This window comes from Desulfofundulus thermosubterraneus DSM 16057, assembly GCF_900142025.1.
In the GTDB taxonomy this organism is placed as follows: domain Bacteria; phylum Bacillota; class Desulfotomaculia; order Desulfotomaculales; family Desulfovirgulaceae; genus Desulfofundulus; species Desulfofundulus thermosubterraneus.
In genome coordinates this window covers 1-11,990 of record NZ_FQZM01000063.1, presented here as the reverse complement: position 1 = coordinate 11,990, position 11,990 = coordinate 1, and the positions used below count along the sequence as shown (strand labels likewise).

Sequence of the window (11,990 nt, the reverse complement as noted above, 5' to 3'; positions counted from 1 at the left end):
GAAGCGGACATCATTGTTTCCGGGGGGCGGGGGATGAAATCGGCGGAGAACTTCAAGATACTGGAAGAATTAGCGGATGTGCTGGGGGCGGCGGTGGGAGCCTCCCGGGCGGCTGTGGATGCGGGTTATGCGCCGCACAGCATGCAGGTGGGTCAGACTGGTAAGACCGTATCCCCGCAGCTGTACATTGCCTGCGGCATTTCGGGGGCCATCCAGCACCTGGCGGGAATGGGTTCCTCCAAGGTGATTGTGGCCATCAACAAGGACCCGGAAGCCAATATTTTCAAGGTGGCCGATTACGGGATTGTGGGTGACCTCTTTGAGGTGGTGCCCCTGCTTACTCAGGAGTTCAAAAAGCTCCTCGGGAAGGAATAAGAGTGTTAAACAGCTAATCTTACCGGTAAAGCGACAGAATCTAATTACACAGGAGGTTTTGTTCCATGAGTGTTCCCGTCAACTCTCCTATGGTTGGCAAACTTATTTCGGTCGATGTTAAAGTAGGCGATCAGGTAAAGGAAAACGATCCCGTGGCTACCATCGAGGCCATGAAAATGTACGTTAAAATTTACGCCCCGGCCAGCGGTGTAGTCAAAGAGATTAAGGCCAACCCGGGCGATGTGGTCAATCCCGATACGGTAATTCTAACTTTGGGGTAGGAAACTCCGGGGGTAAAGGAGAGAGCCTTCCTTCTGGAAGGCCCTCTCCTTTATGCTGTTTCATTTCCAAGGATGTTAGCATTTACCGTGGTACCGGCAGGTCCCGGGAGGCAAAACGCCCTTTTTCAGCCTGAAAGGCTATTTTACTATCTCCTGGCAGAGCTTGTGGAATTCCTCATAAACCTTCTTGCCCGGCAGGCCTTTCTTTTCCATTTCGTCAATCCATTCCTGCTCAATGCCCTTTAAAGGCGCCAACCATTTGGCTTTTTCTTCCGCTGTGATGTAATGGATCTTTATCCCCTTTTGTTCAAAGTCTTTTATATATTTTTGCTCCTCCTGGTCAAACACCTGCCCGGCATGTTTGGAAGCTTCTTCTCCCGCCTGCAGGATGGCCTTCTGAATATCTTCCGGCATCTTCTTCCAGGAATTCTCGTTAATTACGTAGGCTACGGGGTAGCCGCCCAGGGCCAGCCCGAAGGTATGGTATTTTTCCAGCTCGTCAACCTTGTAGGATTTGGCACTGATAATATTGAGAATATTGCCTTCCACCACCCCGCGTTGTGTTGACTCGTAAATCTCCGGCGAGGGAACCACCACCGGGGTTACGCCGTAACGGGCGGCGATCTTGTCAAACAGACCGCCCGAAGTTTTGAGCTTGAGCCCCTTAAGGTCTTCCGGGGAATTAATGGGCTTTTTAACCGTTCCCACGTTATATTGCGGGAAGGTATACATAAAAATGGGCCTTACGCCGTATTTTTGAAACTCCTCCATAAGGACTCCCCTGGCTAGTTTGTCGTAAATAGCGCTGCCCTCGGAGGCCTTGGTCCACTCGGGCAGGATCATGACCGTGTTCAGGGGTAGCTGGCCGGCCAGGAAAGAGGCCGGGGCAATGGCGATATCTACCACACCTTGGCTGGCCAGGTTAAGCTGGTCTTTGAGCTTGCCCAGTTGTTCTGCCGGGTAATACTCTATCTTCACCCGGCCGCTTGTTTGCTTCTCCACCTGGTCAATGAAGAATTTGGCCAGGTCCCGGGAGGCGATATGGGTAACGGGATAGTAATCGGACATCTTCAAGGTGTAGGTACTTTGCTGCTCCCCGGTACCCTTAGCGGTTTTCTGGCCGCCGCAGCCGGCCAGGGCAAGAGAGAGAACGGTTACACAGAGCAGGTATGCCAGCTTTTTCATTAGGGTGATGCCCCTCCTTTTTTAATTTTCAGTAAACCAATCACTTCTTAAATACCGGATCCTGACTTCATATACCCTTCAAGCTCTCACCTCCTACTTCATCAAAGAAGGTATCCAGGTGGTAATAATGGGAAAGGCCAGGAGTAAGCAGAGGGTGATGAACTCAAACATAAGCATCACTCCTGTACCTTTAAATACCTGTTCCAGCGGCACCCGGATGGTGGCGCTGACCACGTAGGCATTCATACCCACCGGCGGTGTCACCAGGCCAACTTCCGCCAACTTGGTAACGATCACGCCGAACCAGATGGGGTCGTAACCCATGGAAACGACCAGGGGGAAGGTTAACGGCAGGGTCAGCAGTAAGATGGCAATCTGGTCCATCATACACCCCAGGATCAGATACAGGATTACCAGCAAACCTATGATGAACCAGTGGGGGATGGATAGAGTACCGATGAAAGCAATTAAGTTTTGGGCGGTCTGGGTGAGGGTGAAGAAATATCCCACGACCATGGCGCCGATAATGATGGTGAAAATCATGGTGGTGATTTTGGCTGTCTGGAGGGCAGCATTGTAAAGTCCCTTTAAATCAATGCGCCGGGTTGTCAGGGCGATAACGGCTGCGCCAAAGGCCCCTATGGCTGCTGCTTCTGTTGGTGTTCCGATACCTGTGTATAGGGTTATTATCACCACTGAACCCAGGATGAGAAAAGCCCATAAAGGCTTCAAGGAGGCCAACTTTTCTCTGTAACTGTATGCCTGGCCGGCGGGCATAACTCCTGGCCTTAGCTTGTTCCACAGCAAGATCCCGGCGGAGTAGACCAGGGCGGTCATTATGCCTGGCACAATGCCGGCAATGAGCAGCTTGCCGATGGAAGTTTCGGTGACCAGGCCGTAAATAACCAGGGGGATACTGGGGGGGATCATGATGGCCAGCGTGCCGGCCACTGTTACCACGCCGGTTGCTACCTCCAGGTTGTAACCGGCCCGGCGCATTTCGGGAACGGCTATGGAAGACATGCAGGCGGCGGCAGCGGTGCTGGAACCGGACATGGCTCCCATGCCTGCAGAGGCAATAACGGTGGCTATGGCCAGGCCGCCCGGGATTTTTCCCAGCCATCTCCGGGCGGCAACGAAGACCTCCTGTACGATATTGGCCCGGGAGACGATCTCGGCCATGAAAATGAACATGGGTACCGTGCTCAAAGCGAAGTTGGCTGCCGAACGGTAGGGGGCGTTGCTTAAAATGGAGGCTATGGCACCCGGTCCTCCTTCCAGGTATAGACCAATCATCCCGGCAACTCCCATGGCAAAACCTACGGGCATCCCCAGGACAAGCAGCACAAGCATAAAAATGAGTATCGCTCCGGCTATCACTGCTTAATGCTCCTCCCACTTGATTTTTGCCGGTAAAAAGATGGATTCGGCAATCCTCAAACATAAAAGGGCCGCTCCCAAGGTTAGCAGGAAGTATGCGGGAGCCAGGGGATAGGCCAAAATACAACTGCTGGTTTCACCGAATTGCATAGCCGTCAAGGTCTTCTCCCAGCCGAAAAAGGTTATCAGGGAAAAGAAAAAAAGACCGAAGATGTTTAAACAGGGATCGATCAATTTTAAAAAAGGGCCGGGTAAAAAGCGCCGGAACAGGGTGACCCTTACATGCCCTCCCTGAACGTAAACGTAACTCATGGACAGGTAGACAATTGAAACCATAAGATATTCTTCATTTATTTCCACGCTCCCCGGTATGGGGTGGTTAAAAAGCTTTCTTCCCGTTACGTCGGCGGTAACAAGCAGCATCATCAGAACAACGCTGAGCACGCTGCCTGCCATGCAGATTTTTTCAATTAAGCCAATAACCTTGTCCAAAGCATTGATAAAATTATTCATTTTAGTTACCACCTCGTAAAATCAATCTAATTTACAGGCCTGATGACCCAATTGGCTGGAAATTTCCCCACCCCCCCATTGTAACAACTTAATGCAGAGTTCAAGCTTCTCTTTCTGGGCGCGGACTTCGGGAAGGCCGATGGACAGGCTGGCGGCAATCTTGCCGTGACGGTCAAAGACGGGTGCGCTGATGGCCACCAGGCCCATGTTACGTTCACCCCAGCTGATGGCGTAACCTGCCTGCCGGATTTCCTCCAGCCGGTGGAAAAGTGTTTCCACGTCCGTAATTGTGGTGGGAGTAAAAGGCTTAAGCTCCAATTCCCTGATAATTCTTTCCCTGTCCTCGTGAAAAGCCAGCAGCACCAGTGCCGAAGCCCCTACGTAAAGGGGTGAACGCTGGCCGATATTCACCGAAGCTTTCAGGGTGTGGGAGCAATCCAGAAATTCAACGCAAACTCTTTCCTTTTCCAAAATAACGTTCAGGTAAACCGCCTCGTTGATTTTGTCCCTTATCTTGCGCATCACGGGTAAAGCTATAGCGCGTACATCCATCTGGCCGGCGACAATACTGCCCAGGTCGAAAAGACGCAGCCCCAGATGGTATTTTTTGGTTGTACTGTTTTTGTTGACAAATCCGTATTTCTCTAGAGTATTGAGCAAACGTAAAACAGTCGGTTTGGACCAGCCTAGTTCCCTGGTCAGTTCCGCGAGACTCCACTCCGGTTTTTCGAAGCTGAATTTATCCAGGATAAGCAAGGCCTTTTCTAAGGCACCTATGATTTTCATTGCTCAAATACTATTCCTCCGTCGTTTATTAATCGTTACACTATATGTAACACCATTTCATTATTTTTAATTCAAAACTCACATAAAATTGTGAAAACAGCAATAATTAGGCGGCCAATGGTTGATTTTTATATCTAAACGGCTAACATCAAAGGTCGAATGGTAATATCGACTAATGGGAACGGGGAACTTAATGTTTACTGTTCACAGCTCCGAAAAATTCGGGAACTTGCCAGTTCACTTGAATGGGTTTTGCTTGCCGGGGTAGAGCTTCCCCTAACCCCGGTTGTTGCCGTAACTAGTAAGTTCTGGGGTCCCATTTCTTGCAACTGGGTACTGGCAAGTGTTACAATAATTACCGCGGCACAATGAAAAGTTGGAGGAATTCTTTATTGCGCCTGGCCAAGCGTCTAAAAGCCATTGCGACCTATGTACCGCCCGGGACGGTGGTGGCGGATATCGGGACCGATCACGCCCTGTTGCCCATCTATCTGGTGGCGAAGGGTATCTGTCCCAAAGCGGTGGCTACTGAGTTAAATGCCGGTCCTTACCGCAGCGCCCGTACGGCGGTTCACCTGCAGGGCCTGGACGGTAAAATTGATGTGCGCCAGGGTGACGGTCTGCGCCCCCTTTTACCCGGGGAAGCGCAAGTGATTGTGCTGGCCGGCCTGGGGGGAAACACCATCCGGCAGATTCTGGCCGCTGCCCCGGAGGTGCTGGCCGCCGTCAGGCGGCTGATCCTGCAGCCCATGGTGGATGCGGGGGACCTGCGGTTGTGGTTGGTGGAAGAGGGCTGGCGTCTTCTAGATGAAACGCTGGTCGTGGAGGACGGGCATTTATATGTTATTTTGGTGGCCGAGCCAGGCAGGGAAAAGGTTTCAGATCCTTTTTTGCTGGAGATCGGCCCGCGCCTGGTGGAAAAGAAACACCCGCTCCTTCCCGCCTACCTGAGCAAATTAATGGCAGAGTACCAGCGTGTCCTGAAAGCCCTGGTTCACAGTCGTAGTCCCCGGGCTGAGGAAAAGGCTCTTGAAATTTCGGATAAAATGGCCCGCATTCAGGAGGTGTTAAAAGAATGGCAGTAACCGGTGCAGACATTGCCGCCATCATTGAGGAGATGGCTCCCCTGGAGCTGGCGGAACCATGGGATAACCCCGGCTGGCAGCTGGGGGATCCGGGTGCTCCCGTCCGTCGCATACTGCTCTGCCTGGACGTAAATGAAGCGGTATGCCGGGAAGCTCTGGAAAGGGATGTTCAGCTGATTGTGACCCACCACCCCCTTTTCTTTAAAGAATTTAAGCAAATCCGTATGGACCGGCCCGGTGGGGTACTGGTGACCGGGCTCATCCGGGCCGGTGTTTCCGTTTATGCCGCCCATACCAATCTGGACCGCTGTCGCGGCGGGGTAAATGACTTCCTCGCCCGGCGCTTGGGGTTGCAGGATATCCAGGTACTGACTCCCGGAAAGGAACAATACTTAAAACTGGTGGTTTTTGTGCCCCTGGGTCATGTGGATGCGGTGCGCTCGGCCATCGGGGCAGCCGGGGCCGGGTGGATTGGCAATTACAGTGACTGTACCTTTGGGGTGGAGGGAACAGGTACGTTCAGGCCCCTGGAAGGGACCAATCCCTATATCGGCCGGCAGGGCCGTCTTGAGCAGGTAAGGGAGGTCCGGTTGGAAACCATTGTCCCCCGGAGGCTGGTGGAGCGGGTGGTGCGGGCCATGCTGGAGGCCCATCCCTATGAGGAGGTGGCCTACGATCTCTATCCCCTGGCGAACCAGGTCACCCCTTCCATTGGCCTGGGGAGGATAGGTATGTTGCTGAAAGCGTTGACCCTGGAGGAATTTGTTGCTTTCGTGAAAGAAGAACTCGAATTGCCCGCGGTACGCTGGGGGGGAGAAAAAGGTCGCCCGGTTAAGCGGGTGGCTCTGTGTGGCGGCTCCGGCGGCGAGCTCTGGCCCAGGGCCCTAGCGCTCAATGCAGATGTTTTCGTGACTGGAGACGTGGGTTATCATACCGCCCGGGATATGCTTGCGGCGGGGTTGGCTTTTGTGGATGCCGGTCACTTTGGTACCGAAAGGGTAATCCTGCCGGCTCTGCAGGAATATTTGCTCCGTACCTGCCGGGAAAAAGGTCTGGCCGTAGAGTGCTTGCTTAGCGATGCGGAAGAGGATCCTTATTTCTTCTCTTAGTGACTCTTGGCGCGCCGGTGGGTTGCAGCCCGGTTGCCCCTTACCGGTGCTACACGTTAGCTCAGGATAATACTGTTCCTTTCTGAACCACGAGCATACTATTTTTACGGCCTGCAAATGTAATGACTTGAATCCGGTGACCAGATGGTTGCCGGATTTTTGTGTTTTTAAAAGCATCTTACGGATATGGCTTGTTAATCAAGCCATTTCCAGCCTGACGGGAAAAATGGGTAGATTATTGAACTGTTTGCCTTGCAATTATGTGTGTTATAATAGGGGAAACACGGCAACTTATATAATAACTGAAAGTTGTCAGGTATCTTTTAGAATAGTTGGGAGTGGTCTAATGAATAACCAGTTAAAGTTACGGGAAAGGTGGCAGGTAACTGAAGAGGAATGGAACGACTGGCACTGGCACCTGGAGCATCGCATTACCACCGTGGATGAGCTGACCCGGTTTATTAAACTTACTGCCGGTGAAATGAAGGACATTGCAGCCTGCCTGAAAAAATTTCGCATGGCCATAACGCCCTACTATGCCGGCTTAATGGATCCGGTCGATTATAAGTGCCCCATACGGCTCCAGGCCGTACCGCAACCCGAAGAACTGCAAAGAGTGCCCGGGGATATGCGCGACCCCCTGCATGAGGAAGTCGATTCACCGGTGCCCGGACTGACGCACCGTTATCCCGACCGGGTGCTCCTTTTGGTCACCGATTGTTGTTTTATGTACTGCCGGCACTGTACCCGCCGGCGGTTGGCCGGCCAGCGGGACCGGGCCTTGCCCAAATCCCACCTGGACAGGGCCATTGCCTATATCCAAAACAATCCGCGCGTTCGAGACGTGGTGATTTCCGGTGGGGACCCTCTCACCTTAACGGATGAGCAACTGGAATACATTCTGCGCAAATTGCGGGCCATTCACCACGTGGAAATCATCCGCATTGGCACCCGCGCTCCCGTGGTTCTGCCCCAGCGCATAACTTCGGAACTCTGTGCCATGCTGGAAAAATATCACCCTCTGTGGATTAATACCCATTTCAATCACCCCCGCGAAGTTACCCCCCAGGCAGCCAGTGCCTGTGCCCGCCTGGCCGGTGCCGGTATTCCCCTGGGCAACCAGTCGGTACTTTTACGGGGGGTAAACGATCGGCCGGACGTCATGCTCCAATTGGTGCATAAGTTACTGCAAATCAGGGTGCGCCCCTATTACCTGTACCAGTGCGATCTCTCCGAAGGAATAGGTCATTTCCGCACGCCGGTAAACACCGGGATAGAAATTATTGAAAGTCTGCGCGGTCATACCAGCGGGCTGGCCGTCCCCACCTTTGTCATTGACGCGCCGGGAGGAGGTGGCAAAATACCCCTGGGGCCGAACTACGTCTTGTCCCAGGGGCAGGGGAAGGTAGTCCTGCGCAACTTTGAGGGAAACATCCACGTTTACACGGAACCTGCCTGGGAGGAAAAGAAATATGCCGGCAAGGGCGCGGGAGTAGCCGGATTATTACAGGGAAAGGCGGTTACCTTCCAGGCAAACAAGGAGAGCAGGGTGGCCCAGGTCAAAGGGGGTACTTGACTTGGGTGACCGGGTAGTCAGGCATTATGGACAGGATTTTTGGGTGTCGGTCCGTTTGGACCAAACCAGCGAACGGATCTGGGTAACTGATTATGAGGCGGGGAATCCGGCAGCACTGCGCAGCTTTCTCAAGAAACTGGCTTTAAGGTGGGGTATGGGTAAAATTATCTTTCCGGTCAAATCCGGGGATTTGCTCAAAATCCAGGGCGGCGGGTTTCATATGGAAGGCATGATCGATGGTTATTTTCAAGGGGAGAATGCCTATTTCCTGGCCGCGTTCCCCCGGGCAGAACGGAGAGATTCCAGGGCTTTAAACCAGGAACGAAAAACGCTGCAGGAGATACTGGCCTGCAAAAAGGGCTGGCGGGGTAGTTTGCCGCCCGGATTCACCCTGCGCCAGGCAGGAGGGGATGACCTGATTCCCATGGCCAGGTTGTTCAAAAAGGTTTTTCGCAGCTACCCCACGCCGGTATGTGATCCCTTTTACCTGGCCTGCTCCATGAAAAAGGGAGATCTTTTCATGGTTGTTTATCACGGTGACCGGTTGGCGAGCGTGGCGGCAGCCGAAATTCAATGGGAGCACCGCAGGGCCGAACTAACCAACTGTGCCACCGATCCCGCCTACCGGGGTGTGGGTTTGAACAGCCTTTTGCTTTGGCACATTGAAAAAGGATGCCTTAAACGCAATATTCACTGTCTTTACAGCCTGGCCCGGGCCTCGTCTTACGGAATGAACCTGGTCCTTCACCGCCTGGGTTATGTCTTCCGGGGCACGCTCATCAACAACTGCCACATTGATGGCGGGTTTGAAAACATGAATATCTGGGTCAGGCCGGTGGAGTAGGAATTGGATGAAAAAAGGAGGACTTAAAGTGGGAAAAAATAAGGGGTTTTCTTTGTTGTTGGGTTTTGTCTTTGCGCTGGCCATCCTGGCCGGCTGCAGTCCCAGGGGTGGCACGGAACAGGAGCCTACCTTTACCTACGCCATGTCGGGGCAGTACCGTCCTTTTAACTACTTCGACGAAAACAACCAGCTCACCGGGTTCGACGTGGAAATTGGCCGTGCGCTGGCCGAAAAGATGGGTATGAAGCCCGTGCCCATTGCTACCCCTTGGGAAGGATTGATCAGCGGCTTGAAAGCGAAAAAGTACGATGCCATCCTGGGCAGTATGACCATCACGCCGGAAAGGCAAAAGCAGGTGGATTTTTCCGATCCCTATTATGTTTCCGGCCCCCAACTCTTTGTACGTAAAAATTCTAACATCAAGGATATCCGGGACATAAAAGACAACACGCCCGTGGGTGTGCTGATCTCCAGTGTTTACGACCAGGAGGCCCGGAAATATACCAAAAACATCAAGAACTACACCAGTGATGTGACCGCCCTGCAGGATCTGGCCCGGGGGAGGGTGGAGGCGGTAATTACCGACCGGTTTGTGGGGACCATTGCTGCTCGCGAGCAAAAGCTGGACATCAAGCCGGTGGGGGGCCTGCTTTTTGTTGAAAATGTGGGCATAGCCTTTCGCAAGGGTGACCCGCTTAGGGAAAAGGTAAATCAAGCCCTGGAAGAAATCAAGGCCGACGGGACCTACCTGGCCATCAGCAAAAAATACTTCGGCACCGATATTAGTAACTAGGTACTGTCGCAAAACCAGTAATAAAACGGGGCGTCGGTCGCCCTTTAAGGAGCAGCGTCAGTTTGTTTTAGGTCCGGTGCCGTGCCCGGATAGGCATCATTTTACGGGGAGGACGCGAAATGGACTTCTTACATTACCTGGTAACTTCCATACCCTTTTTTATCCGGGCGGCGGCGGTTACGGTGGAACTCACCGCTACCGCCCTGGCCATGGGCATGGTTATTGGACTGGTGTTTGCCCTCATGAAAATATCCGGGCGCAGATTCTGGCGTTGTATCGCCGACACGTATATTACCGTCATTCGCGGCACACCCCTTATTGTACAGCTCTTTGCCATTTATTTTGGCCTGGCTACCATTGTGGACTTTGGCAGCTTCTGGTCGGCGGCCATCGCCCTGGCCGTGCATAACGGCGCTTACATTGCGGAGATCTTTCGCGGCGGTATTCAATCCATTGACCGCGGACAAATGGAGGCCGCCCGTTCCCTGGGCATGAGCTACGGCCTGGCCATGCGCCGCATTATTTTACCCCAGGCCTTTAAGCGGGTCGTACCTCCCTTGGGCAACCAGTTTATTATCGGTTTGAAGGATTCATCACTGGCCGCCTTCGTAACCATGAAAGAGTTGTTTGGTGTTTCCATGCAATTGGCTTCCACCCACTTTGCGGAGCTGCAATTTTACACCATCGCCGGCCTGTATTACCTGGCCCTGGTTGTTCTCTTTACCTTCCTGGTCAACCGCCTGGAACGCCGCTTGAAAATAGAAAGCTAAGGGGGAAGGGAAAATGAGCCTGGTCAAGGTGCGCAATCTCAATAAGTGGTTTGGTCGCCTGCATGCCCTCAAGGACGTCAACCTGGAGGTGCGGGAGGGGGAGGTGGCGGTGGTGATCGGGGCCAGCGGCTCCGGCAAAAGCACGCTGCTGCGCTGTTTAAATTTCCTGGAAGTACCAGAACAGGGCCAGGTTATATTTGACGGGAAAGTGATCGACCCCCGGCGGGATGATCTCAATCTTTTGCGCCGGGAGGTAGGCATGGTCTTCCAGCATTTCAACCTTTTTCCTCATATGAACGTGCTGGAAAATATTATCGAAGCACCGGTTATGGTGAAAAAGGTGCCCAGGGAAAAAGCCATAGAAGAAGCACTGGCCCTCTTACACAAGGTGGGGCTGGCCGATAAGGTGGACGCCTATCCCTGTCAGCTTTCCGGCGGGCAGCAGCAGAGGGTGGCCATTGCCCGTGCCCTGGCCATGCACCCCCGGTTGATGCTTTTTGATGAGCCCACTTCAGCCCTGGACCCGGAGCTGGTGGGGGAAGTGCTGGCGGTAATGAAACAGCTGGCCGGGGAAGGCATGACCATGATCGTGGTCACCCACGAAATGGGCTTTGCCCGGGAGGTGGCAGACCGGGTGATCTTTATGGATGAGGGACGCATTGTGGAAGAAGGTGAGCCGGCCCAGGTTTTCAGCCGGCCACAAAAGAGCCGCACCAGGGATTTCTTGAGCAGGGTTCTGTGGGGATCCGGTCCGGCTCAAGACTGCTGGACCCCGGCTGCTACAGCCACTTCCGCTTGAGCTTTTTCAGTTTCCTAAGGCCTTTTAGCCCCCATCCCTTTAAAAAACTGCAGGAATTTCACTTAAATTCCCCACCACCTTCATAGAAAAACTCCCTTTGCAGGCCAATTTGCGAAAGGGGGTTTTTCTTTGTTTAATTAGATACAGTCGCAAAACCCCCAGCTAAATGGCAGATATTAACATAGCCCAGGGAAAATGCTACTCCCTGCCATGGATGAAAATGGTCTTCCACAGCAACTCATTATGATCACATGTAAAATGACTAAAAACAGGGATAATCAATAAAAACTACCCTCCCCGCCAGGGAAACAGCTGAAAACGTCGAATATCCAACTATGGCTGATGACTTCTACCCGGGGAGGAAAACCTCATGTACAGGCCATCAAAAGAAGAGCAACTCTCCTTCTATCATCCGGACCTGATCTTGTCCCGGATGTTCGGGGAAGACAACTTTTATCACCTGTTCCGGGAAAAATGCGACCTTTTCATCAAGG

Annotated in this window: 13 protein-coding genes; 9 read left to right on the top strand and 4 right to left on the bottom strand. The window is 52.9% G+C overall.

Features of this window, described 5'->3' with window-relative positions:
* A partial coding sequence (locus BUA65_RS16615) for an electron transfer flavoprotein subunit alpha/FixB family protein (RefSeq protein ID WP_131821545.1) occupies nucleotides 1–375 on the top strand: 375 nt, incomplete at its 5' end.
* Nucleotides 376–440: 65 nt separating this feature from the next.
* Nucleotides 441–656 carry a biotin/lipoyl-containing protein gene (locus BUA65_RS16610; RefSeq protein WP_072871365.1) on the top strand — a complete coding sequence of 72 codons (216 nt, stop codon included), beginning with the start codon at nucleotides 441–443 and terminating at the stop codon, nucleotides 654–656.
* A 138-nt stretch (nucleotides 657–794) separates the two neighbouring features.
* Here BUA65_RS16610 and dctP read toward each other — a convergent pair whose 3' ends face one another.
* The 4 genes from dctP to BUA65_RS16590 all read right to left on the bottom strand — a co-directional run bounded on the left by dctP (nucleotide 795) and on the right by BUA65_RS16590 (nucleotide 4,520).
* Nucleotides 795–1,841 carry a TRAP transporter substrate-binding protein gene (dctP, locus tag BUA65_RS16605; RefSeq protein WP_072871363.1) on the bottom strand — a complete coding sequence of 349 codons (1,047 nt, stop codon included), beginning with the start codon at nucleotides 1,839–1,841 and terminating at the stop codon, nucleotides 795–797.
* 93 nt (nucleotides 1,842–1,934) lie between these two features.
* Nucleotides 1,935–3,221 (bottom strand): TRAP transporter large permease, encoded by a 1,287-nt coding sequence (locus tag BUA65_RS16600; RefSeq protein ID WP_084062637.1) that lies wholly within the window; start codon nucleotides 3,219–3,221, stop codon nucleotides 1,935–1,937.
* 3 nt (nucleotides 3,222–3,224) lie between these two features.
* Complete coding sequence (locus BUA65_RS16595; RefSeq protein WP_072871361.1) at nucleotides 3,225–3,734, bottom strand: TRAP transporter small permease; 510 nt, start codon at nucleotides 3,732–3,734, stop codon at nucleotides 3,225–3,227.
* A gap of 21 nt (nucleotides 3,735–3,755) precedes the next feature.
* Nucleotides 3,756–4,520, bottom strand: coding sequence for an IclR family transcriptional regulator (locus BUA65_RS16590; RefSeq protein WP_072871358.1), 765 nt, complete (start codon nucleotides 4,518–4,520; stop codon nucleotides 3,756–3,758).
* 392 nt (nucleotides 4,521–4,912) lie between these two features.
* Here BUA65_RS16590 and BUA65_RS16585 point away from each other — a divergent pair, with 392 nt between their 5' ends.
* The 7 genes from BUA65_RS16585 (at nucleotide 4,913) to BUA65_RS16555 (ending at nucleotide 11,496) form a co-directional block, all read left to right on the top strand.
* The gene (locus BUA65_RS16585; protein WP_207543926.1) at nucleotides 4,913–5,605 is read left to right on the top strand and encodes a tRNA (adenine(22)-N(1))-methyltransferase; all 693 of its coding nucleotides are present in this window, start codon (nucleotides 4,913–4,915) and stop codon (nucleotides 5,603–5,605) included.
* Nucleotides 5,596–6,714, top strand: coding sequence for a Nif3-like dinuclear metal center hexameric protein (locus BUA65_RS16580; RefSeq protein ID WP_072871356.1), 1,119 nt, complete (start codon nucleotides 5,596–5,598; stop codon nucleotides 6,712–6,714). The genes BUA65_RS16585 and BUA65_RS16580 overlap by 10 nt, the downstream gene beginning before the upstream one ends.
* 346 nt (nucleotides 6,715–7,060) lie before the next feature.
* Nucleotides 7,061–8,290, top strand: coding sequence for a lysine 2,3-aminomutase (kamA, locus tag BUA65_RS16575; protein ID WP_072871353.1), 1,230 nt, complete (start codon nucleotides 7,061–7,063; stop codon nucleotides 8,288–8,290).
* Between the two features lies 1 nt (nucleotide 8,291).
* The gene (ablB, locus tag BUA65_RS16570) at nucleotides 8,292–9,134 is read left to right on the top strand and encodes a putative beta-lysine N-acetyltransferase (protein WP_072871350.1); all 843 of its coding nucleotides are present in this window, start codon (nucleotides 8,292–8,294) and stop codon (nucleotides 9,132–9,134) included.
* 28 nt (nucleotides 9,135–9,162) lie between these two features.
* Nucleotides 9,163–9,927: an ABC transporter substrate-binding protein gene (locus BUA65_RS16565; protein WP_084062639.1), complete on the top strand. Its 765-nt coding sequence runs from the start codon at nucleotides 9,163–9,165 to the stop codon at nucleotides 9,925–9,927.
* Nucleotides 9,928–10,046: 119 nt separating this feature from the next.
* Nucleotides 10,047–10,697, top strand: coding sequence for an amino acid ABC transporter permease (locus tag BUA65_RS16560; RefSeq protein WP_072871346.1), 651 nt, complete (start codon nucleotides 10,047–10,049; stop codon nucleotides 10,695–10,697).
* Nucleotides 10,698–10,716: 19 nt separating this feature from the next.
* Nucleotides 10,717–11,496 (top strand): ATP-binding cassette domain-containing protein, encoded by a 780-nt coding sequence (locus BUA65_RS16555; RefSeq protein WP_165613291.1) that lies wholly within the window; start codon nucleotides 10,717–10,719, stop codon nucleotides 11,494–11,496.
* The last annotated feature ends 494 nt before the right edge of the window (nucleotides 11,497–11,990 follow it).